Annotated in this window: 25 protein-coding genes; 8 read left to right on the top strand and 17 right to left on the bottom strand. The window is 37.9% G+C overall.

Features of this window, described 5'->3' with window-relative positions:
* The first annotated feature begins 1 nt into the window (after window position 1).
* Both nadD and GUU89_RS04895 read left to right on the top strand, forming a co-directional pair.
* On the top strand, window positions 2–583 hold the full coding sequence (gene nadD / locus GUU89_RS04890; protein ID WP_162126875.1) for a nicotinate (nicotinamide) nucleotide adenylyltransferase: 582 nt from the start codon (window positions 2–4) through the stop codon (window positions 581–583).
* 170 nt (window positions 584–753) lie between these two features.
* Window positions 754–1,749 carry an NAD(P)H-dependent glycerol-3-phosphate dehydrogenase gene (locus GUU89_RS04895; protein WP_162126876.1) on the top strand — a complete coding sequence of 332 codons (996 nt, stop codon included), beginning with the start codon at window positions 754–756 and terminating at the stop codon, window positions 1,747–1,749.
* On the opposite strand, the gene GUU89_RS04900 is transcribed toward GUU89_RS04895, so the two are convergent.
* The 13 genes from GUU89_RS04900 to GUU89_RS04950 form a co-directional block, all read right to left on the bottom strand.
* Window positions 1,750–2,157, bottom strand: a complete 408-nt coding sequence (locus GUU89_RS04900; RefSeq protein ID WP_162126877.1) for a hypothetical protein — start codon at window positions 2,155–2,157, stop codon at window positions 1,750–1,752.
* 135 nt (window positions 2,158–2,292) lie between these two features.
* Window positions 2,293–3,312: a phenylalanine--tRNA ligase subunit alpha gene (locus tag GUU89_RS04905; RefSeq protein ID WP_162126878.1), complete on the bottom strand. Its 1,020-nt coding sequence runs from the start codon at window positions 3,310–3,312 to the stop codon at window positions 2,293–2,295.
* Window positions 3,313–3,392: 80 nt separating this feature from the next.
* Window positions 3,393–3,749 (bottom strand): hypothetical protein, encoded by a 357-nt coding sequence (locus GUU89_RS04910; RefSeq protein ID WP_162126879.1) that lies wholly within the window; start codon window positions 3,747–3,749, stop codon window positions 3,393–3,395.
* Window positions 3,750–3,851: 102 nt separating this feature from the next.
* The gene (locus GUU89_RS04915; RefSeq protein ID WP_162126880.1) at window positions 3,852–4,595 is read right to left on the bottom strand and encodes a tetratricopeptide repeat protein; all 744 of its coding nucleotides are present in this window, start codon (window positions 4,593–4,595) and stop codon (window positions 3,852–3,854) included.
* A gap of 8 nt (window positions 4,596–4,603) precedes the next feature.
* The gene (locus GUU89_RS04920) at window positions 4,604–6,367 is read right to left on the bottom strand and encodes a BatD family protein (RefSeq protein ID WP_162126881.1); all 1,764 of its coding nucleotides are present in this window, start codon (window positions 6,365–6,367) and stop codon (window positions 4,604–4,606) included.
* A 34-nt stretch (window positions 6,368–6,401) separates the two neighbouring features.
* Window positions 6,402–7,160, bottom strand: a complete 759-nt coding sequence (locus tag GUU89_RS04925; protein WP_162126882.1) for a tetratricopeptide repeat protein — start codon at window positions 7,158–7,160, stop codon at window positions 6,402–6,404.
* Window positions 7,161–8,198, bottom strand: coding sequence for a vWA domain-containing protein (locus GUU89_RS04930; RefSeq protein WP_162126883.1), 1,038 nt, complete (start codon window positions 8,196–8,198; stop codon window positions 7,161–7,163).
* A 68-nt stretch (window positions 8,199–8,266) separates the two neighbouring features.
* On the bottom strand, window positions 8,267–9,268 hold the full coding sequence (locus GUU89_RS04935; protein WP_162126884.1) for a vWA domain-containing protein: 1,002 nt from the start codon (window positions 9,266–9,268) through the stop codon (window positions 8,267–8,269).
* Window positions 9,265–9,966 (bottom strand): hypothetical protein, encoded by a 702-nt coding sequence (locus tag GUU89_RS14965; RefSeq protein WP_235921982.1) that lies wholly within the window; start codon window positions 9,964–9,966, stop codon window positions 9,265–9,267. Before GUU89_RS14965 ends, GUU89_RS04935 begins: the two co-directional genes overlap by 4 nt.
* Window positions 9,879–10,331, bottom strand: a complete 453-nt coding sequence (locus GUU89_RS14970) for a hypothetical protein (RefSeq protein WP_235921983.1) — start codon at window positions 10,329–10,331, stop codon at window positions 9,879–9,881. The genes GUU89_RS14965 and GUU89_RS14970 overlap by 88 nt, the downstream gene beginning before the upstream one ends.
* Complete coding sequence (locus tag GUU89_RS14975; protein WP_235921984.1) at window positions 10,316–10,954, bottom strand: BatD family protein; 639 nt, start codon at window positions 10,952–10,954, stop codon at window positions 10,316–10,318. The genes GUU89_RS14970 and GUU89_RS14975 overlap by 16 nt, the downstream gene beginning before the upstream one ends.
* Window positions 10,908–11,774: a DUF58 domain-containing protein gene (locus GUU89_RS04945; RefSeq protein WP_162126885.1), complete on the bottom strand. Its 867-nt coding sequence runs from the start codon at window positions 11,772–11,774 to the stop codon at window positions 10,908–10,910. Before GUU89_RS04945 ends, GUU89_RS14975 begins: the two co-directional genes overlap by 47 nt.
* 24 nt (window positions 11,775–11,798) lie before the next feature.
* Window positions 11,799–12,803 (bottom strand): AAA family ATPase, encoded by a 1,005-nt coding sequence (locus tag GUU89_RS04950; protein WP_162126886.1) that lies wholly within the window; start codon window positions 12,801–12,803, stop codon window positions 11,799–11,801.
* 251 nt (window positions 12,804–13,054) lie between these two features.
* Here GUU89_RS04950 and GUU89_RS04955 point away from each other — a divergent pair, with 251 nt between their 5' ends.
* The 6 genes from GUU89_RS04955 to GUU89_RS04980 all read left to right on the top strand — a co-directional run bounded on the left by GUU89_RS04955 (window position 13,055) and on the right by GUU89_RS04980 (window position 17,977).
* Window positions 13,055–13,921 (top strand): aldo/keto reductase, encoded by an 867-nt coding sequence (locus GUU89_RS04955; RefSeq protein ID WP_162126887.1) that lies wholly within the window; start codon window positions 13,055–13,057, stop codon window positions 13,919–13,921.
* 16 nt (window positions 13,922–13,937) lie between these two features.
* Window positions 13,938–15,089, top strand: a complete 1,152-nt coding sequence (locus GUU89_RS04960; RefSeq protein ID WP_162126888.1) for an ATP-binding protein — start codon at window positions 13,938–13,940, stop codon at window positions 15,087–15,089.
* On the top strand, window positions 15,082–15,819 hold the full coding sequence (locus tag GUU89_RS04965) for a metallophosphoesterase (protein ID WP_162126889.1): 738 nt from the start codon (window positions 15,082–15,084) through the stop codon (window positions 15,817–15,819). The genes GUU89_RS04960 and GUU89_RS04965 overlap by 8 nt, the downstream gene beginning before the upstream one ends.
* 67 nt (window positions 15,820–15,886) lie before the next feature.
* Window positions 15,887–16,381 carry a DUF6646 family protein gene (locus tag GUU89_RS04970; RefSeq protein WP_162126890.1) on the top strand — a complete coding sequence of 165 codons (495 nt, stop codon included), beginning with the start codon at window positions 15,887–15,889 and terminating at the stop codon, window positions 16,379–16,381.
* A gap of 22 nt (window positions 16,382–16,403) precedes the next feature.
* Window positions 16,404–16,979 carry a PhnA domain-containing protein gene (locus tag GUU89_RS04975; protein WP_162126891.1) on the top strand — a complete coding sequence of 192 codons (576 nt, stop codon included), beginning with the start codon at window positions 16,404–16,406 and terminating at the stop codon, window positions 16,977–16,979.
* Window positions 16,980–17,155: 176 nt separating this feature from the next.
* On the top strand, window positions 17,156–17,977 hold the full coding sequence (locus GUU89_RS04980) for a hypothetical protein (RefSeq protein WP_162126892.1): 822 nt from the start codon (window positions 17,156–17,158) through the stop codon (window positions 17,975–17,977).
* A gap of 49 nt (window positions 17,978–18,026) precedes the next feature.
* Here GUU89_RS04980 and GUU89_RS04985 read toward each other — a convergent pair whose 3' ends face one another.
* From GUU89_RS04985 to GUU89_RS05000, 4 genes are all read right to left on the bottom strand, one after another.
* Window positions 18,027–19,406 carry a PcfJ domain-containing protein gene (locus GUU89_RS04985; RefSeq protein ID WP_162126893.1) on the bottom strand — a complete coding sequence of 460 codons (1,380 nt, stop codon included), beginning with the start codon at window positions 19,404–19,406 and terminating at the stop codon, window positions 18,027–18,029.
* 465 nt (window positions 19,407–19,871) lie between these two features.
* Window positions 19,872–21,425, bottom strand: a complete 1,554-nt coding sequence (gene amaB / locus GUU89_RS04990) for an L-piperidine-6-carboxylate dehydrogenase (protein ID WP_162126894.1) — start codon at window positions 21,423–21,425, stop codon at window positions 19,872–19,874.
* A 158-nt stretch (window positions 21,426–21,583) separates the two neighbouring features.
* Window positions 21,584–22,120: a 3-hydroxyanthranilate 3,4-dioxygenase gene (locus GUU89_RS04995; protein WP_162126895.1), complete on the bottom strand. Its 537-nt coding sequence runs from the start codon at window positions 22,118–22,120 to the stop codon at window positions 21,584–21,586.
* 62 nt (window positions 22,121–22,182) lie between these two features.
* Window positions 22,183–23,292 carry an endonuclease/exonuclease/phosphatase family protein gene (locus GUU89_RS05000; RefSeq protein ID WP_162126896.1) on the bottom strand — a complete coding sequence of 370 codons (1,110 nt, stop codon included), beginning with the start codon at window positions 23,290–23,292 and terminating at the stop codon, window positions 22,183–22,185.
* Window positions 23,293–23,357 lie beyond the last annotated feature (65 nt).

The following is a 23,357-nucleotide window of genomic DNA, read 5'->3' on the forward strand; positions in this document are numbered from 1 at the left end:
GATGAAAATCGGATTGTATTTTGGCACCTTTAACCCTATACACGTGGGGCATTTGATTATTGCCAATCATTTGGCCGAGCATACCGATTTAGAGCAAATTTGGATGGTGGTAACGCCGCACAATCCGTTGAAACAAAAAAACACCTTGTTGGATGATTATCAACGGTTGCATTTGGTAAGATTGGCTACAGAAGAATATTTGAAAATAAAGCCTTCTGATGTGGAGTTTAAGTTGCCACAGCCCAATTACACCGTAAATACGTTGGCCCATTTGCTCGAAAAATACCCACAGCATGACTTTTCGTTGATTATGGGAGAAGACAATTTGAAGTCTTTTCACAAGTGGAAAAATTACGATTACATTTTACAAAATCACGATATTTACTGTTATCCAAGAGTTTCTGATGAAGTGGAAAACCTTGAATTCAAAGATCATCCGCGGGTTCATCTTGTTGAGGCGCCTATAGTGGAAATCTCTTCGACCTTCATTCGGGAAAATATCAAAAACAAGAAGAACATCAGGCCGTTATTGCCTCACCATGTATGGGAATATGTTGATCACAATAACTTTTATAAAAAATAAAACCGCTCAAGAAGTTTTCTCAAACGGTTTTATCGCAACAAAAGTAATCTAACCCAAAATTTTCTTTTTAGTTCGTTTCAAAATTTATGCCAGAATTTATTTTATTGTTTTAAAAAGCGACTCATATCTGCTAAAATGAGTATTTTTGGATGATATAAATAATTATATTCATGAATGAATCTCCTAAATTTGCAGTGATTGGTGGCGGAAGTTGGGCCACAGCCATTGCAAAAATGCTTTGTGTTAATCTTCCCGAAATTGCTTGGTACATGCGTAATGAATCGGCTATTGAGCACTTAAAAACACATAAACACAATCCTAATTACTTAAGTTCCGTTGAGTTTGATACTAATAAATTAAAACTTACCAGTGATATCAACGAAGCAATTGCTTATGCTGATTATATCATTTTTGCTATTCCATCGGCGTTTTTGAGTGCTGAATTGGAGAAGTTAACCGTGAGTTTGAAAGGCAAAGTAATTTTTTCTGCCATAAAAGGAATTGTACCTGAAACATTCCTAATTGTTGGAGAGCATTTCCATAGAGAATTTGATATTCCTTATAACAATATTGGTGTAATTACCGGTCCGTGTCATGCAGAAGAAGTAGCGTTAGAGCGTCTTTCCTATTTAACGATTGCCTGTGGAGATTCGGAAAAAGCAGGAACAGTAGCGAAAGTGTTGTCCGGAAATTATATCAAAACGAAAATCTCAGATGACATCATCGGTACCGAATATGCTGCCATGTTGAAAAATATTTATGCTATTGCGGCCGGAATTGCTCACGGGTTGGGTTATGGAGATAACTTCCAATCGGTGATTATGAGTAATGCTATTCGCGAGATGAAGAAGTTTATCCGCAAAGTTCATAAGATGAAACGGAATATTAATAACTCGGCGTATTTGGGCGATTTATTGGTAACCGGATATTCTGTTTTTTCCCGTAATCGTATGTTTGGGAATATGATTGGAAAAGGGTATACGGTACAAGCCGCTATGATGGAAATGAGTATGGTGGCCGAGGGTTATTATGCAGTAAAAAGTGCTTATAAATTAAATCAGGAATACAAAGCCAAAACGCCTATCATTGATGCGGTGTATGAGATTTTGTATGAAGGCAAAGAAGCTAAGAAAGTATTTAAGAAACTAACCGAAAAATTAGATTAATTACCGAACGATAACTCCGTTTACAAACAAAATCGGCACTTCTTCGGTGGCGTGTTCGTTGATCATGTTTTTGCGGAAGGTAAATTTTTTGTCGTACAAAGTGTTGCCGATAAAGTAAGTCACCATGAACTCGTTGTTGAGTTGCAGTACGCTTTTTTCTACCATTTCTATTTTGACAACAGAAACCGCCGGTACCTGCATGAATGCGTGGCGCAGGAGCGACGTTTTTTTCATTTCCCCATCAATGGTGCCAAAAGCTTTAGAAACGACCATTACGCTGTCTAAATCGAAGTCAGAATCGTTAACCAGATAGACGTACCAAACCTTTTCCATAAAATCGTCGTTCCATTCTTGAACGGCGGCCAGGAATACGTTTTCTACTTTTGGGATGGTGATGTCTGATTTCATTTTAAATTATTAGATTTCAAGAATGCTATGGCTTCCTTTCATAGCCCCGATTGTAATGGAAATCCTCGCAGAGATTGTAATGAAAAGCGGGAACAAGGCTTACCAAAATGCGCAAGCCATTTCGCTCCTAAATTTTTATATACTCGATTTGAATTGCTCCAAGAAACGCACGTCGTTTTCGTAGAACATACGGATATCGCCGATTTGGTATAGCAACATGGCAATACGCTCAATACCCATTCCGAAGGCAAAACCATTATATTCTTCAGGGTTGATGCCACAGTTTTTCAAAACATTCGGGTCTACCATTCCGCAACCCATGATTTCTAACCAACCGGTTCCTTTGGTGATGCGGTAATCGGTTTCGGTTTTTAAACCCCAGTAAATATCTACTTCGGCACTTGGCTCAGTAAACGGGAAATAACTTGGGCGTAAACGGATTTTTGATTTTCCGAACATTTCTTTGGTGAAATATAAAAGTGTTTGCTTTAAGTCGGCAAACGAAACTTCTTTATCAATGTACAAACCTTCTACTTGATGGAAAATACAGTGCGAACGCGACGAAACCGCTTCGTTACGGAAAACTCTTCCCGGTGAAATGGTACGGATAGGCGGTTTGTTGTTTTCCATATAACGCACTTGTACCGATGAGGTGTGTGTGCGCAATAGCACATCCGGATTGGTTTGGATGAAAAACGTGTCCTGCATGTCACGTGCCGGATGGTATTCCGGTAAGTTCAACGCGGTAAAATTGTGCCAATCGTCTTCTATTTCGGGACCTTCGGAAACGTTGAATCCGATGGTGGAGAAAATATCGATGATTTGGTTTTTTACTAATGAAATAGGATGACGTGAACCGATAGTTAGTGGCTCTGACGGACGCGATAAGTCGCCGTAAACGCCAATACTTTCTACTTTACTTTCTAAAGCTTCCTGTATGGTTTTTACTTTGTCTTCGCAAGTGGTTTTCAGGGTATTGATAACTTGTCCAAATTCCTTTTTTTGGTCGTTGGGCACGTTTTTGAATTCGGCAAATAAATCTTTCAGCAAGCCTTTGCTTCCTAAATACTTGATTCGGAATTGCTCTAAGGTTTCTTTATTGTCGGTTTGAAACGCATCGGCTTCGGCAATATATTCTTTAATCTTGTCTATCATCGGTCATTTAGTAAAGGCGCAAATTTAAGTCTTTTTGTTTAAAGTTTGCGGTTAACAGCCAACTGTTGTTAAATTTTAAATTAATCAATTACTTCTCTTTCGATGAAATAATTTACGATGGCTTCTTTCATTAAAACGGATTGTTCTCCGGCTTTTAGCGGTGGTAATTCCTCTTTGACTTTGTAATGAGGCCAGCCTTCTTTATCTACAAAATCGAATTCGTAGTAACCATAAGGTTCCAATAAACGGCAAATGGCAATGTGCATCAGATTGAGTTTTTCATCCTTTTTGAAGGTTTGATGAACTTTGCCGAGTTCCTGCACTCCGATTAGATATATAATGGCATCTAAGTCGAGCAAATCTCCTTCAGCAAATTGATTGGATAGGAGTTGCACTACTTGGTCCCAGCGGTTTTTTAATTGTTCGTCTCTTGACATGTTTGAATTTAGGAATTGCGATTTAGGAATAAGGATTTACTCCAAAATCAGAATTAGGTTGGCAAAGATACGCACTGCACATTAATTACTGAACACCAAGCACTATTTAATCTCCTTAATGGCGCTATCTTCAATCCAGCCGGTGGTTTCGTCGGTGAGTTCGACTTTTTTCCAATTGGCGATACTTTCCAAGATGTAGACTTTTGTTCCTTCGTGTACTACAAATGCATCTGAGCTTGAGGCTTTCGGTTCACTTTTTACGGAAGTTGTTTCGGCAAAAACAATAGCCGGTTTTTCATTGTCCATGCGGCTTTTTTCATAGAATCCTGAGGCAGTACTTAAGCAGATTCCCAATATCCAAAGGAATAGGCCAAAAAAGAAAAAGCGTTTTAAAACGGTTTGCTGCGAGAAATAATAACCAATGAAAAACAGTAAAACCATGAAGGCAAACCCCACGGCAATCCAAGCCCAAGTGTCATAATAATATCTCGAAGTAAAATCAGAAAGCAATTTATTGAAAACCACTTTCGGAATGACTTTGATGTCGTCAATGGCCATTTTTCGGGCAAAATCTAAGTTGGTTTTGATTTCGGTATCATTTGGATTTAATAATAACGCTTTCTCATAATTGTAAATTGCCGGCGCTACTTTGTGTAACTTATAGTAACAATTGCCCAAATTAAAATACACCTCAGCCGATTGTTTTCCGCTGTTTATAATACTTTCAAAGCTGGAAATTGCCGCTTCATAATTTTCTTTTTGGTAGTATTGATTGCCTTGTTCAAAAGCTTTTTGCGCCCATGTTATTTGCGAAAGGAACAACAATAAAAAAAGTATCTTCTTCATGATTCTCATTATTTAAGTTGTTTTTCTAATTCAGAAATAATCTCCACTGCTTTTTCATAATCTTGCTGTATGGCTGTTTCCGATGCCATGGCATAACGCGCCAGTTCACAGTTTTCGGTTAATTGAATAAAAGCACTAACGGTAGCGGATTGTGCATTTTTGGTGTGCAGAATCTCGCTGATTTTTTCTTTACTCATTTCCGAAGTTTCGATGTGTAATTTGGCTTTCAGGAAATTGTGCATGGCTTTTTCCAAAGCAATATAAAACGGTTCTTTATTTCCTAAATGTTTCTTGGCTTCGAATAAATATTTCTTGGCCAAAGCATTTGATTTTTTGATTTTGTTACCAACCACATCATTGTCGGAGGCTTCTTTTCTTCGTTTACCCACAATCAACAACGGAATGGCTAAAAACGGTAACATCACTAAAGAATAGAATAATCCTGAACCCAAGAAATCATCTTTTTCCATAGGTTGCAGTGTGGTTTTCTGTTTGTTATAGGCAAAGGTTTTCGTCATTTCTACTTTAGCTTTTGCCACATCATTTGGATTAGTCGGAGCGGCACCGGCAGCACTCGGGCCATCTAATACATTGATGGTTATGGGTTCTGAGCTGATGGTTTTGTAGCTATTGGAACTTAAATCGAAATAGGTAAATCGCAACGGTTTGATTTGATAATTGCCTTTGTATTGCGGAATGATGGTGTATTTATCCGAAATTCTTCCGGTCATTCCGGTAAGTGGTGTCGATACATTTTCATCATGCACCGGATCATACATTTCTAAAGCGGATGGCAATACCGGTTTGGGTAAGGTAAACAGTTTTAGATTTCCACTACCGATGACACTGATATTTAAATCTAAAGATTCTCCGCTTTTCAAAGTGGTTTTAGAAGGTTTGACTTTAAAATCAAAACGACCCACAGCACCGCTAAAGTCTGTCGGTTTGCCGTGTTCCGGTAATGGTTTTACATTGATGATTTTGCTGCCGGCCGAAACACGTTTGCTGTCTTCGGTCATTAAAGCTTGTCCCCAAAAATTTCTTCGGTTGGTTGGTACTTGGCAATCAATATCAAGCGATAACGGTTCGATTTCCAGTTTTCCTGATTTTGTTGGATATAATACGGTTTTTCGCAACACTACATAACGATAACGCTCTCCTTTGAACATACCGTCTTCAGCTTTTAATTCTTTGATATCAATGTTTTGGCTCCAGAAATCATTGTATTTGGGTTTGTTCAATTCTTTCCAATTGGTAATTCCGATGTTGTAGCTGAAATATAGTTTGTAAACTACCGTTATGGGTTCGTTGAGGTACGGATTGGTTTTCGAAATATCGGCAATCAGATACAGGTTGTCATCGGCTTTGATGGCTGGCATTTCGTTTGGATCTCTGGGCAGTTCAACAGCATTAGTTACATTAACCCTGATAGGCGATGTTTTATAAATCTGACCGTTGATGTCAATGGAAGCTTGTTTAATTGTCAAGGCGCCTTTTTGTGTTGGCAATAAAATGTAGATGTAGGACTTGTTAAATGAACTTCTCCCGTTAATCCAAGATTGGCTTACGGACTGGCTTGGACCGCCCACAACTCTGAAGCCACAAGCCTCAAAATTTGGTGGCTGAAAATTATCCCCGTCAGCATTCATGGTAAACTCGATGCGCAGTCTTTCGTTTATGCCTAAAGAATTCTTACTCACTTTGGCGTCAAATTGTACTTGAGCCCAAAGTGAATGCGTCATTAAAAACAGTAAAATTAGTATCCGTTTCATTTTCAAATCTTCAATTATATCATTTTCAAATCAATTACCAATCTTTCTCCACTTTTTTAGGACTAGTTTGTACTTTTTGCTTGTTTACTTTATCCTGTACTTTTTTCTCTTCATTGTTTACAGCATCCAGTAAATTATCTATTCGTTGTTTAGAAACCCCACCCGGTTGTTGTTGCGGTTTGTTTCCGTTCTGGTCTTTCTTGTCCTGCTTGTCTTTATCGTTTTTGCCGTCTTTATCTTTGTCTTTCTGATCTTTATTTTGGTCTTTATTTTTATCCTTGTCTTTATCTTTTTGATCTTTCTTATCGTCCTTTTTGTCTTTATTTTTATCCTTATCCTTCTTGTCGTCTTTCTTTGGCGGATTGTCTTTCAGCATTTTTTTGGCCAATGCGTAATTGTAACGTGTTTCTTCATCTGCCGGATTATTGCGTAAAGCGTTTTTATAGGCTTCTACGGCTCCTGCATACTCTTTCTCTTTCATTAAAGTATTCCCGATATTGTGCAAGGCTTCGTGTTTTTCTTCACGGGTTTTAGCGTTTTTTAAGGCTTTGCCGTAATGGTATTTGGCTTCGCTCGGTTGGTTTTGACGGTAAATAGAATTCCCTAAATTATAAGAAGCAATCGATTTTTTAGGGTTTTTAGATTCCGAAATTCGGTATTCGGCTTCGGCATCGCTGTATTTTTTTTCGACAAAAGCATCGTTTCCTTTGGGCAAATCGGTGTCCTTTTCTTTTTTCTGAGCTTTCGCCAAAAAAGAAATCAGTACCAAACTATATAAAAACAACTTTTTCATTTATTCTTTTTCATTAAATAAATTCATCTTTTTCACCCATTTCGTCTTTTTTTCCAATAGGAAAATATCTAAAAGCAACAAGAAAAAACCAAAACCTAAAAACCATTGAAACTGCGATTTGAAATCGGCCATTTGGGTGCTTTCGAATTCAGTTTTCTGAATATTATCCAACGCATTTTTTACATAATCCAACACGGCTTTAGTAGAATTGCCATCCACATAACCGCCGCCGGTAGCTTTGGCAATATTTTTCAACGCTTCCGAATCTCTTTTGGTAATGACTACTTCATCGTTTTGATCTCTTTTAAAACTTTCAACGACTCCGTTTCGTTTGAGCGGAATTGGACCTCCTTTTTCGGTGCCGACACCCACGGTGATAATTTTCAAACCTAGTTTTTTCGCTTCTTCCGCAGCAGCAACGGCTTCGTTAGAGTGGTCTTCTCCATCGGTAATGATGATCAGCAGTTTGTTGGTTTTATCCTTTTTGTCGATAAAGGTTGTGGCCAAATTGATGGCTTGGTCAATAGAGGTTCCTTGTGCCGAAATAATGCCCGGATTCATGCCTTGTAAAAACATTTTAGCCACGCTGTAATCCGTAGTAATCGGCAAGACCGGAAAAGCGCTTCCGGAATACGCAATGATTCCGATACGATCGCTGCCCAAATTGTTAATGATCTGGGACACCAGCTGTTTGCTTTTTTCTAATCGGCTTGGCGCTACGTCTTCAGCCAACATACTTTTGGAAACGTCAATAGCAAAAACAATATCAATGCCCTCGCGTTTTACGGTTTCGATTTTCGTTCCGATTTTTGGATTAACTAACCCAATAATCAAGCCGGTCAGTGCCAAAAGAATAACGATTAATTTCAGAATCGGTTTAAAAACAGATTTTTCAGGACTTAGCTTTTTCAGCAAATCTAAATCACCGAATTCACGTTGCTTTTTTCTTTTCCAGAATTGAATATACAAGAAAAGCAGCGTCATCGCCGGGATAACGAACAGGAGATACAAATACCATTTTTCTTCTAACTCGTACATATTCAATTGTGAATTGTGAATTATGAATTATGAATTGCTCGTTGCATAATTCTTAATTCCTATATTATTTATATAAAACTTCTATAAACCGTGTTGCGTAAACCAAATTCAATTAAAACCAAAATCCCGGCAATCCAAACAAACGGGCGGTATTTTTCGTCATAATCATAGAACTTTAATTCCTGAATTTCGGTCGTTTCCAGTTTGTTGATTTCATCATAAATTGCTTGCAGTTTACTGTTACTGTTGGCACGGAAATATTTTCCACCGGTATTCTTGGCAATGGACTGCAATAAACTTACATCAATTTCTACCGGCATCATTTTGAACAAAAAGCCGCCACCCGGAGCATAAGCATAAGGGAAAAGCGCATCGCCATTGGTGCCAATTCCTATGGTATATACTTTGATTCCGTATTCTTTAGCAATTTGCGAAGCCGTTTCCGGTTCGATAAACCCGGCGTTGTTGACACCGTCGGTCATTAAAATAATGACTTTACTTTTGGCTTTGCTTTCTTTTAAACGGTTGACAGCGGTGGTTAATCCCATCCCAATTCCGGTTCCGTCTTGCAAAACGTTATCGTATTTTATGCTTTGAATAGCTTCCTGAATAATGGCTTTGTCACTGGTAACCGGTGTTTTGGTATAGGCTTCGGCAGCATAAACTACCAATCCTATTCGGTCATTTGGTCTTCCTTCTACAAAATTTTCGGCTACTTTTTTCAAAGCTTCCATTCGATTGGGTTTTAAATCTTTGGCCAACATACTCCCCGAAACGTCTATAGCCATTACAATGTCGATTCCTTTCGTAGATTTAGTTTGGCTACTGATATCCACTTTTCTTGGGCGTGCCATTGCTACAATCAAAGAACTCAAAGCCAATAATCGCAACACAAACAAGAACGGTTTCAATTTGGCAAGTAATGATGTTTGCGCTTTGAAGCCTTTAACCGAACTGATTTTTAACGTAGCCGATTGCTGTTTTCTTTTCCAGATGTACCATATGATGGCAACCGGAAGTAGTAAAAACAACCAGAAAAACTCAGGATTTAAAAAACTTACTTCTTTCATGGTTGTCCCGGTGTTTGTAATTCGACTGAATTTAAAATTCTTTCAAATAGTTGTTCGCCATATTTATCGCCTTCGCGGTGCATTAGGATTATTTGCTGTAATCCATCTTCCTGACCAAAAACCAACATTTCATAATATATTTTTTGAGAGGTTTGGGATGCCTTGTCCACAAAAGAGAAAGTTCCATATGCTTTCTTTCCGGAAATTCCTTTTTGTGTATCAAATTCTTCAGTCTTTACAATGACATTTTGTGCGCCACGTCCTTCCAAAGTCTTCAAAGAGCCTTCAACTGCTTTGTCTAAATCGGATTGAATGGCTTTTGTGAATTTTGTGGTTGTCACTGTTATATAAAAATCATCAATCATGCTTCCGTAAGCAAACATGTTCATGCTTTTAATCATTGCTTTAGCCTCTTTTGGAATGGCATTGGAAACATCCATTCTTTTCAGAACCTTTGGTGTTTCTATTTTTACGCCCGGATTGCCGTATTCGCTGAACACCCATTCTCCTTCAACCAATTCTTTCGTCGGATGGCCCAGGAAATTATCTTTGACATAATCAAATCCTTTAAAATAGATCAGTCCCAAAACAAACAAAAGGAGCATTCCCATTACAATTCCGATGGTGGTAATGATACGAACGCGTTTCTGTTTTTTAGTTTCTGTAAGCGTGCTAATTCTTTTTGTTGCTCGTTCCAAAGAGTCAATTCGTCATTTTCTTCTACAATTTCAGGGATAGATTTGTGAATGGTTACGATAGAATTAGAGATGCGTTTTTTGTCTTCTTCAATTTCAAAATCCAATGGTTTTACTTTGGCAAATTTTACCAAATCGGCCTGCATTAATACTTTTTCCAGGTTGGCCACCGTTTCATTAGAGAGTTTCAACTTTTGTTGTTTGGCGGCTTTTCGCAACCCTTCAATCAGTTCCGAAGTGGTACTTTCCATGGCCGGAATGTGAATTTCCTCTTCGATATAATTTCGGGCAATATCGGTTAGTTCTGAATAGTAGTTTTTGATTTCTCCTTTTTGCCAAAGTTCTTTTCGTTCTAATTGCTGTAGCAAAGTAGTGGCTTTTTCAATCGGAGTTTTGAAGACAATCGCTTCTGGCTTTTCGCCGGTTTGTCTTTTTTTGATGAATTTGTAAATAAAAATCCGGCAACAGCAATGGCTAATACAATCAAAATATAAATCCACCATAAACCAATTGGGCTTTCTACTTGAGCAATGTCTTTGATGTCGTACATTTTTTGTTTCAGCGTGTCGACTTTTACGTCGTTGACTTCAACCTTAATGCTGTCGGAAAAAGAAAGTTTACCGTTAATCATAACGGGAATTCTCGGAATGGTATATTTCCCGGAATCAAATTGCGTTAAACCGTATTTTTTGATTAATTCATACCGCGCACCGTTTTTAATCGTGTCAATTTTATAGGATTGAATCACCTCCAAAGCTCCGAAGTTTTTGGCTTCCGGGAATTTTACTTTGGATAATGTATCAACGTCGGTTTTTAAGGTCAACTTGAATTCAGCTCCGATTTTGTTTTTGGTAACATTAACAGTGGTTGTTACTTTTTTCGGTTGAGCGAAAAGTGACATCGAGAGCAAGCATAAAAAAGGGCAAATGTATTTTTCATGTTCTTTATCTCGATTTAAAATAACCCAATAATTTGGTAACATAACTTTCATCCACGCGAGTATTCACGGTTCCTGAACCGCATTTTGAAAAGATATCTTTGAAGTAATTCACTTTGTCTTGGTATTGTTTTTCGTAGCTCAATCGCGTTTTTTTAGAGCCTGTATTTACGGCTAAAATTTCTCCGGTTTCGGCATCTTCCATTTCTACCATTCCTATGTTAGGCATTTTTTCTTCGCGGATATCGTAAACTCTAACTCCGGTAATATCGTGTTTTTTTCCGGCAATCTTTAAGGTTTTCTCGTAATCGTCGTCAACCATAAAATCAGAAATAACAAATACTATCGCTTTCTTTTTTTGTGTTCCCGATAAGAATTTCAAGGCTTGAGACAAGTCGGTTTTTTTGCTTTTCGGTTGGAATTCAATCAGTTCACGAATGATACGCAAAACGTGTGATTTTCCTTTTTTGGGCGGAATGTATAATTCGATTTGGTCGGAGAATAAAATCAGTCCGATTTTGTCGTTGTTTTGTGTCGCCGAAAAGGCCATAGTTGCAGCAATTTCGGTAACGATTTCACTTTTAAGTTGGTTTTTGGTACCAAAACTTTCCGAACCCGAAATGTCCACCATTAACATCATGGTCAGTTCGCGTTCTTCTTCAAAAACTTTGACATAAGGTTCGTTGTAGCGTGCGGTCACATTCCAGTCGATGGCACGAATGTCGTCACCAAACTGATATTGTCGCACTTCCGAAAACGTCATACCACGACCTTTGAACGACGTGTGGTATTCGCCCGAGAAGATATGATCACTCAATCTTCGGGTTTTGATTTCAATTTTACGAACTTTTTTGAGTAAGTCTTTGGTTTCCATTTCGCAAACAGTTAACGGTTTCTACTAAGGAACTTCAATTTCGTTTACGATTTTGTTGATGATGTCAACCGAAGTGATGTTTTCGGCTTCCGCTTCATAAGTAACTCCGATTCTGTGACGTAATACGTCATGTACTACAGCACGAACGTCTTCCGGAATTACATACCCGCGACGTTTGATAAAGGCATAACATTTAGCGGCATTGGCCAAATTGATACTTCCACGAGGCGAAGCTCCGAAACCGATAAGTGGTTTTAAACTTTCTAATTTATATTTCTCAGGATAACGTGTCGCGAAGATGATATCCAGAATGTATTTTTCGATTTTTTCATCCATATAAACTTCACGAACGGCTTCTTGAGCGCGAAGAATTTGGTCGATGCTAACAACAGGATTTACTTTTTCGTAGGCTCCTCTCAAGTTTTGACGAATTACCATGCGTTCCTCATCAATTTTTGGATAATCAATTACCGTTTTCAACATGAAACGGTCTACTTGAGCTTCCGGTAATGGGTAAGTTCCTTCTTGTTCAATTGGATTTTGTGTGGCTAAAACCAGAAACGGTTTGTCTAATTTGAATGTTGTATCACCAATGGTAACTTGTTTTTCCTGCATCGCCTCCAGTAAAGCCGATTGTACTTTGGCCGGGGCACGGTTAATCTCATCGGCTAACACGAAATTAGCAAAGATGGGCCCTTTTTTAATCGAAAACTCATTGGCTTTAATGTTGTAAATCATGGTTCCGACTACATCGGCAGGCAATAAATCAGGAGTAAACTGAATACGACTGAAGCTTCCTTGAACGGCTTGTGACAAGGTATTTATAGCTAAGGTTTTTGCTAAACCCGGAACACCTTCCAAAAGGATATGCCCTTGTCCTAAAAGTCCAATTAACAATCGTTCTACCATGTGTTTTTGACCCATGATGACCTTGTTCATTTCCAAGGTCAGTAAGTCGATAAAAGCACTTTCTCTTTCTATTTTTTCATTAATTGCTCTGATGTCTAAAGCAGTACCGTTTTCTTCCATAGTATTCTATTTGTTCTAATGAATGACCGTTATAATTTTAACATTTCAAAAGTGAAAATTTATTAGGTTACCAGATGTTAATAATGCGTTAAAACTTTACAAAACACCTTAATTTTAAGGATGATTTATGATTTTCTTTTTATAATTTTAAGACCTGATAGCCTTTTCAAATTTTCGGTGGCAAAATACTAAAATTTTCAAAAGAGCAAAATCTACAAAAACACTTTTAAACACATCTTAAGAAATACAAAATGCAAACAAAACTTTCACCTATAGTGGCCGGAACTATGAATTGGGGTATTTGGGACAAAAAACTCACCACTTCCGAAATGGAGCATCTGATACACATCTGTATCGAAAACAAAATCACCACTTTTGACCATGCGGATATTTATGGTAATTATACCACCGAAGCTGATTTTGGTAAAGCATTCGGGCAAAGTACTATTGACAGAAAAAAAATTCAATTGATTTCCAAATGTGGGATTCAACATATCAATGGCCGGGATAATAAAATCAAGCATTATGATTATTCTAAAAAGTATATCCTTTGGTCAGTAGAAAATTCATTGAAAAATTTACAGACAGATTATTTAGATGTGCTGTTATTACACCGTCCGAGCCCTTTAATGGAAGCTGATGGAATTGCAGAAGCAGTGGCTAAATTAAAGCAAGAAGGAAAAATTATTGATTTCGGAGTGTCTAATTTCACAGCCTCTCAAACGGAATTACTTCGCCAAAAAACCGAAATCAGTTACAACCAAGTGCAGTTTTCGGCTACGCACCACGAAGCGATGTTGGATGGTAGCTTTGATTATATGCAGTTACACAACATCCGTCCGATGAGCTGGAATCCGCTGGGAACCGTTTTCAGAGAAGACATCGAACAAACCCGCCGTTTGAAGAAACTTTTGGCGCAATTGGTTGAAAAATATCATTTGGGAGCGGATACGATTTTATTGGCTTGGATTTTAAAGCATCCGGCAAAAGTTATTCCGGTAGCAGGGACAGTAAATATTGCTCGAATTCAGGCCTTAATGAAAGCTACTGAATTGCAATTGGAACAAGAAGATTGGTTTGCCATTTGGACCGAAAGCATGGGAAATAAAGTTCCGTAAGTCATAATTTAGCCCAATGATTAATAAGCGCTTACTTGTCAAAAACTTACTGGCTCACAACGATGAGAGTAGTTTTTATGATAAGAAGCGTCAATTGAATTTGCATACCAAAGAAGGAAAAGCCAAGTTTTTGAAACACATTTGTGCTTTGTCTAATTCCAATCCTTCTAACAATTCCTATATCGTTGTGGGTGTAGAAGATCAGGAAAACGAAATTTTGGGTGATGATTTTTTTGATGACAGCAGGATTCAGAATTTAGTGAATGCTTATCTGGAAAATCCCCCAAAAATTCAATACGAAAATGTACCGTTTCCCAATTTGCCCAAAGACAAAGTAGTGGGTTTGGTTACCATTAAACCCAAACACAAAACGTCTTTTTTTAAGAAAAACATCCACACCATTTTAGCCAATACCGTTTTTGTTCGTGTGGGCAGTAATTCTATGCCGACGGAAGAAAAGATTCCGTATTCCAAACAAAATATAGAAACTGTTATCAGTATTGAAAATAATTCGCGCAACAGTATTGCCTATACACTGGATGGTGTCATTGATTTTATGAATAACCGCCATAAGGATATGACTTCTAAGTACAAAGTCTTCAAAGAGTTGTTTGTAATTTGTTGGGCAGGCATTCCGAAAAAAGTCAGAGACACAACTTATCTTTCGCGTGTTGATATTGAGTTGATTAACGAACAAGTTAAGTTGTTTTATTCAGCACTTGATGTGGTTTCGATTAGTTATGATCAACAAAGTTTTACCATTATTGAGCACGTTCCGTTGGGATTGAATGATAAAACCAGTTACTATCCGCTGGAACAATTGACCATTCGTTTTTTTGACAATGGGTATTATAAAATGGAAACCCAAATGCTCTTTGAACCACCAGCTTACAATAAAAAAATGTTGCATCATATTTACAATTCTAATGTAGCTTTGCTGTCGAAAATGCAAAAAGGAATTTCACTGTCAGAGCGCGAAGAAAAGGATTTAGAGAATTTTTCTTCTACCTTAATGATTTGTTATCTTAATGGTTTTGAAGATGCCAAACAAAAACTGATTGAAGCCAAACCGCTTTTGAAAGCACAACCCAATGCCACGGTTTATTTGAGTTTTAAAGAAGCCATGCGCATTTTGAGAAAAATGAAATACAACAAAAACAATGCATAGAACACTGGTAATTGGCGACATACACGGCGGATTACGCGGCCTGCACCAAATTTTAGAACGAGCCCAAGTCACTACAGAAGACAAACTTATCTTTTTGGGCGATTATGTTGATGGTTGGAGCGAATCACCACAAGTACTGGATTTTTTAATCGAGTTGAACAACCGGCAGGACTGTGTTTTTATTCGAGGAAATCATGATGAATTGTTGTTAGATTGGCTGGCCGGTGATACCAAAAATATAGACGAAACTATGTGGTACCATCACGGTGGTGAAGCAACGGTTTTGGCTTATGAAAAGGTAACAGCAGAAACCAAACGCCATCATGTTAATTTTTTAAAAACGTTGCAGAATTATCATTTAGACGGGCAAAACCGATTGTTCATTCATGCCGGGTTCACTAATTTGAATGGTATTGCATACGAGTATTTTCCAAAATTATTTTACTGGGACAGAACGCTTTGGGAAACGGCTTTGGCCTTAGACCCTATGTTGTCTAAAAACAGTCCGTCTTACCCAAGACGATTGAAGTTGTATCACGAGATTTACATTGGTCACACACCGGTTACCCGAATTGACCAGACGATTCCGGTTAAGAAAGCTTGTATTTGGAATGTTGATACCGGAGCTGCTTTCAAAGGTCCTTTGACGATTATGGATGTTGACTCTAAGGAGTTTTGGCAAAGTGAGCCTTTGAATGATTTGTATTTTAACGAAAAAGGGAGGAATTAAATTTAGGATTTTGGAATAAGGAATTAGGATTTTAGAATTTCTATATTTGCAACTTAATTAATTGAACATGAAAAAAATAATCACGCTAATGGCAATTGTCATAGTAAGTTTGGCCAATGCGCAAGCCTACAAAGGAAAAGGAGACATTAAAGGTCAGGTAGGAATGAACATTCAGGACCACGGAACCGGTATCAACACTTCGGCAGATTTTGGTATAGGCGAAAACATGTCGTATGGCTTTGTGGCGTCTTATTTACTTTCGGTAGAGGAAGCGGCAGGCATTAAACCTAAATTTGAAGACAGAGCTGATTTTAAAGTCCGTTTCAATGCTAACTTAGGGAACGTATTCGGGTTTGAGAAAAACATGGATATTTATCCCGGATTGAGTTTGGGCACCCGTAATTTCGGTGGTCATTTAGGGTTCCGTTATTTCTTCACGAGCGGATTTGGTGTGTATGCCGAAGGAGGAGCTCCAATCGCAAAATATGATACAAACACAGAAGGTTTCGAACATTATAACAATCAGTTTGTTTTTAATATCGGCGCCTCTTTCAACTTATAATTATTTACATAAAAGCCATAAAATGAGTATTGTTACAGAAAAAAGATTAAAAGACCGAAGCGGTTCCAAATGCGAAATCAGCGGAAGCGAAGAAAATTTAGTAGTGTATGTAGTAGCCCCAAAAACAGAAGCTACGCCCGAGAATTGTATCTTGATTACAAAATCGTTAAAAGATCAAATCGAAAATCCGGATACCACCAATCCCAACGATTGGAGAGGGTTAAGTGATAGTATGTGGAATGAGAATCTTCCTGTGCAAATTGTTTCTTGGCGCATGTTGGCGCGTTTAAAAAGCGTTGATTTGTTAGAAATGATGTACCTTGACGAAGAAGCTTTAGAATGGGCCAAAGCCACAGGAGAAGATCAGGATGATGAAGGCAAAATTGTTCACAAAGATTCCAATGGAAATATTTTATTCGATGGTGACTCGGTAGTTTTGATTAAAGATTTGGATGTGAAAGGGGCCAACTTTACAGCTAAACGTGGAGCTGCCGTGCACAACATCAAATTAGTTTGGGACAATGCCGAACAAATTGAAGGTCGTGTAGAAGGCCAGCACATAGTGATTTTGACTCAATATGTGAAGAAAACAAAGTAGTCTATAATTATTCCGAAAATAAAAAAGTCTCGAGTTATCGGGACTTTTTGTTTTTTGATCGTTTTTATAATGGTACAAAAATTTATACCCATAAACCTATTTTTCAATCAAATTTATATATACTTGTAGGACTTATTGTTAAACCAATTACAAATTCAAATCAATCTTAAAGTATCATGATAAAAAAACTAAGCCTTATTCTTTTGCTAATTATTTCTAATTGCTACAGCCAGGAAGTTAATACAGATATCCGGGAGTATGCTTCATTTAAAGGCGGAACCACTTATTTTGTGAAGTCAACGGACAAAAAGTACAATCAAATTGTCAGTGATATTTTGACAAAATATTGGACCGTAAACAAATTTGAAATGATTTCTTCAAATCAAATTGAAAAATTAAAAGGGGATAGTTCCTTTTTTGTTGACCAGGTTGAGTACAGTTTTTCAAGAGAAGGAGGAACTACCGGAGCTTTGAATATGGCTTACGGTGTAACAAAACTAGCCATGTTTAAAGAGTATAAAAAGAACACGCCCAAAGGAGTTTTGTCTTTAGTACAGTTGGATAAAGTGGCTCCGGTAGACATGCTTTTTGCGATACAGCTTATGCAAAGTCAAATTAATTTTGTTTTTGAATTGAACACCAAAAAGGATTTAGACGTCAAAGATTTTCTGGAAGAGGTGAGCGAAAAAAACATGAAAAGGATAAAAGAGAAAAAACTGTATTTATCTTATTCTGATCTTAAAGACGACATCGACACGGTAGAGAAACTGAAAAAAATATACAATTACAGAGCTGAAATTACAACTAAAGAAAAAATAGAACAAGTAATTCAAGACCAAGACGCTGATGCAGTTGTCACAAAAGTCATTAATTATAAAAATTTAAAATTTGTGTTGTTTATAGCGGCAAAAAATAGTGAATTGATGTACGGCCGAGTAATGACAGGATTTAATCAAATGCAAATTGGGCCTAAATTTTTCAAAGATATTAATGAATAATTTCTCAATTATCACAAATAAAAAGCGTCCCGAATTCAGGACGCTTTTTTTATTTCGCCATCATGGCACAAGCTTTCGCCAACAATAAGATGATGTACAACACCAATTTCCAGTTGACTTCAGGGGCTTTTGTCCTATGTGCCACATTGTCTTGTGGCGCATACAATGGTGCAGCTTGAGGCACAACCACCTGATGTTCTCCGGCGTAATACTCGTCATAATCCAATGTCAATTGTTCTTTTTCTGCCCATTCTGTCAATAGGTTTTCGGCTACCAAAGAAATATTTTCATTGTATTTGGCTTTCGCCTGAACAATAGTTTTGATTGCCAAAGCAACCTCAATCGTAGCTAAGATTTCTTCGGTTTCAGCTACTTTTTTTCTCAAAGAGAATATGGCTGAGGAACCTTCAATACATTCGTATTCGTACTCAGCTACACAGTGGCTCATTTCATAGCCTTCTTCATACAACGCTTCAGAATTGGTCAACTCTATGATGTTGTAATGGATGGTTTCACCTTCATAAACCATTGTTTTTGCAAAATCATGTATACCACTGGTTTCCCAATCAGCTCTGTTTAGCGCAGCCATTCGCTTGTGGTAATATATATGCCATTCATCAGATTGCTTTACCAAAGCGTTCCAGTTTCTACCTTCCATAGTGTAGTTTTTGTTTTCCTCAAACTGATTATGGATGTAAAACAAAATTTCCTGCACCTTATCATAAGACAAAGTTTCGTGTTTGGCCAAAAAACAAATTACGGTCGCCCAGAATTCTTCGTGTTCAAAATGCTCTGTCAACGAACTCCACGCCAAGGTTTCGGCTATTTCTGCCGAAGCACCGTAACCTTTGGCTTGTGCCCATCGTATAGCTTGCACCACAGTATAATTGGCAGGTGCGTTTTTGAATTCGTGTGCCATCTTCTTGGTAAATTTTACCGGAAAACCGCTCAAACTCATAACACTTTCACCTCTACCCAATTGCACATACCATAACATGTGGACTTTGTTTTCGTAGTAGAAAGCATTTTCCAAAAACTCCGGAACTTCGTATTGTACAAAGCAGTGCTTGATTAAAGCGCTCATTTGGTTTTCAACTACACAAGAATCCTTTTTCCAAGTATGGATTTCACGCACCAATTTGTTACCAAAGCTTGCGATATTGGCCAAGGCATTGATGCAGGCGGTGTCTCTCAACAAACCATAACAACCTTGAGCCTCCAAATGCAACAATACATCGCGGAAAGCTTCTCTTTTCCAGGTGTGTTGCACTTGACTCATTGACGCAAAACAAGTACCGATCACAGAGGTCAAAGTCCCTTGATTACCTATGGTTTTTGCGTTTTCAGCAAACAATCGCTCCACCAACTGCGTAAAGGCAGATTTTGGATGTACCGCGATGTTGGCCAATGTTGTTACTGTTGTTTTCATATCATGTTACATTTATTTACTTTTTTTGAGTTTTTCATAAATAAAAAACCCGATTCTGTTTTCAGAACCGGGCACGATATGAGTCATGGCAGCTGTAGTGCTACAGCCTTTCCGGTTCAGAATGGATATTGTTTTTCAGCATATTATTTACTGTTGTTGTACTATGTGTTTTACGTTGTTCCATATAGGCATAAAAAAACCCGAACACTGTGTTTCGGGTCATACTTTTTTGAAATTAGTTTTTATCTAATCACATTTATCCAACCCAAAACCTAACGATAGGAAATCAATTCCTCCGTTTAATGGCATGTATGTTGATTGAATAAATTGCATGACGCTTTGTTTTATAATTCAGGGCAAAAATAATTGTTTTAACTGATTGTCAAAATTTTAAGCGTAATTTAGAATTAAACTAAAAAAGCGCCCTGAAACTCAGGACGCTTTTTACTATGCTTTTAAAAAAGACTACAAATCAAATTTGATTCCTTGTGCCAATGGCAAACTGGTAGTGTAGTTGATAGTATTGGTTTGTCTTCTCATGTATACTTTCCAAGCGTCAGAACCTGATTCTCTTCCGCCTCCGGTTTCTTTTTCTCCACCAAAAGCACCGCCAATCTCAGCTCCCGAAGTTCCTATGTTTACATTGGCAATACCACAATCTGAACCGGCTACTGATAAGAAAGCTTCAGCTTCTCTTAGGTTATTGGTCATAATTGCAGAAGAAAGTCCTTGAGCTACACCGTTTTGAATGGCAATAGCATCATGCACATCGCCTGAATATTTCAATAGGTATAAAACCGGTGCAAACGTTTCGTGTTGCACGATTCCGAATGAATTGTCAGCTTCAGCAATGGCTGGTTTTACATAACAACCACTTTCGTAGCCTTCGCCCGAAAGCACGCCGCCTTCTACTAATATTTTACCGCCTTCAGCTACTACTTGAGCTAAGGCTTTGTTATACATTTCCACCGCATGGGTATCAATAAGTGGCCCTACGTGATTGTTTTGGTCCAAAGGATTTCCGATTCTCAATTGTTTGTAAGCTGAGGTTACAGCATCTTTTACTTTGTCATAAATGCTTTCGTGTATGATTAAACGACGAGTTGAAGTACAACGTTGTCCTGCAGTTCCCACGGCACCAAATACAGCACCGATAACTGTCATTTTGATATCAGCATCCGGAGTTACGATGATGGCATTGTTTCCGCCTAATTCTAATAATGAGTTTCCTAAACGAGCCGCACAAGCCTGAGCCACGATTTTACCCATACGAGTAGAACCGGTAGCCGAAACTAAAGGAACACGTTTGTCGTGTGTCATCATTTCACCTACTTTGTAATCTCCGTTAATCAAACAAGAAATTCCTTCCGGAAGGTTGTTTTCTTTCAATACTTCGGCGATGATATTTTGACAAGCGATACCGCACAAAGGTGTTTTTTCAGAAGGTTTCCAAACACAAACATCACCACATATCCATGCTAGTGCTGTATTCCAAGACCAAACGGCTACCGGGAAGTTGAAAGCCGAAATGATTCCGACGATTCCTAGCGGGTGGTATTGCTCATACATACGGTGTCCGGGACGTTCCGAGTGCATGGTTAAACCGTGTAATTGACGAGATAAACCAACAGCAAAGTCACAGATGTCAATCATCTCCTGAACTTCTCCGTAACCTTCCTGCAAAGATTTCCCCATTTCATATGAAACCAATTTCCCTAGTGGTTCTTTGTATTTTCTTAGTTTTTCTCCAAACTGACGCACAATTTCTCCGCGTTTTGGAGCCGGCATTAAGCGGAATGTTTTGAAAGCTTCCGAAGCCGTTTGCATTACTTTTTCGTAATCAGCAGCAGTGGTAGTTTTTACTTTTCCTATTAATTGACCATCTACCGGAGAATAACTTTCGATTACTTCACCGTTTGAAAAGTGGTTGTTTCCTGTTGAGGTTCCTTCGTTGATGGCTTTTACGCCCAATATTTCTAAGGCTTCGGTCATGCCGAATTGTTGTGCAATTGTTGACATTGAATTATATTTTTGTTTTTAATTTTAAAAAATGATGATGCAAAAGTAACGGTTTATTTTGAATATTTGACCCCTAGCCCGGATAGGAACGGCATCCTTTTTAGGATGGCTGAATCCTAAAAAGATAGAGTGGATAGCCGGAAATAGCTCCTAAATGTTTATTTGGCTGTAAAACGAGAATCTGTTTCCATCACGGTGCCACACTTTTCACAGGTTCTCAACTCCTGAGAATTGTAGAAATGTTCGAAATGACCAAGGAAATCTTTTTCAATATCATTGAGGAGAAAATAGACTTCATGCAATTTGTGATTACAGTTGTCACAAAACCAAAGCAAACCATCTTTAGCGCCCGAGTCAACCCTTTTTCTTTCAATGACCAGTCCAATGGAGCTTTCCGTTCTGTTGGGTGAATGAGGTACACCGGCAGGATGCAGGTACATATCACCGGCCCCGAGGGTCATGGCTTTCTTTTCCCCATTATCCTGAACGTAAACCGTGATTTCACCTTCGAGTTGGTAAAAAAGTTCTTCGGTTTCGTTGTAATGATAATCTTTTCGAGCGTTGGGACCTGCCACAATCATTACAATATAATCATCTGAATCGATGTATAAATTTTTATTGCCGACAGGCGGTTTTAATAAATGTCGGTTTTCATCAATCCATTGATGGAGATTGAAAGGTTTTGCTATAGACATGGTAGTAATTTTAGGTAAAGTTATAAAATAAAAAAGTCCCGATATTATCAGGACTTTAAATATTATTTCATTTCTTTTATCAGATAGATGTAAGAAGGAAAGTGGTCGCTATAACCTATTTCGTTCATACCATGCCTTAAGGGGTATCCTTTATATTGGCCTATGGTGGTCACCATAAACGGCTTGTTCCAAATACCGGCTTTCCAGTAACGGAAAGAAGAGTAATCTTGAACAATCAAGGATTGAGAAACCATGATTTGGTCGAAAATATCTCCCGCATCACGGTAAAATAAAGTAGCATTTCCTTTATAGAACATTTCCTCAAACGGATTGTACACCCCAAATTCTTGTACTTCTTCTTTTTTGCGTTTGGCGCCTACGCCTTCTTTTACACTCTTATTGTAGCTTCCGTCATTCAAATCTCCCATGGTAATAATTTTAGCATTAGGATTGATTTTGTAGATGGAGTCCATTATTTTTCGATTTAATCTTCCGGCCGCTTCACGGAACGGTGAACTTTTCTTTTCACCTCCTGAACGAGATGGCCAGTGATTAACCATTACGTTGATTTCTTCACCATCAAGAAAACCGGTTACCAATAGAATGTCACGCGTATATACTCGGTCTAAGTTTTTATCAACTTCCGATTTGTCATCAGCCGCATCATCTTTGTCGTTCTTCTCTTTAACATTATTGTTTAATTGGTTTTTATAAATCAATAATGGAATGTTTTTGTAGCTTGTTGGTTTGAAGTGTTTCTTTTGGTATAACAAAGCCACATCAATACCCCTTTTATCAGGAGAGTCAAAATGTACTATGCCATAGTCATGCGCCAACATTTCGGGCTCTTTTACTAAATCTTCTAAAACACCCCGGTTTTCAATTTCGGCACCACCAATTAAAACCGGAGCTTCTTTTTGTTGGTCATTAGTTCCGATCTGAGATAAAACTGTTGCCAGATTGTGTAGTTTTTGATGGTATTTTTTAGAGGTCCAGTTTTGAACGCCGTTTGGTAACCATTCTTCGTCATTGTTTGGCCCGTTAATGGTGTCAAACAAGTTCTCTAAATTGTAGAAAGCTACCGTATGCACTATGTACTTTTTGGCTTGTGCATTTGCTCCGGAAATTGCGAAAAAAACAAAGAAAAGAGCTATTAATTTTCTAATTCTCATAAAATGTATATTAATTTAATATCAAGTTTATACAAACTTTGCGCCAAAAGTATATAATATTATTA

The sequence above is a fragment of the Flavobacterium phycosphaerae genome, from assembly GCF_010119235.1.
Lineage (GTDB): Bacteria > Bacteroidota > Bacteroidia > Flavobacteriales > Flavobacteriaceae > Flavobacterium > Flavobacterium phycosphaerae.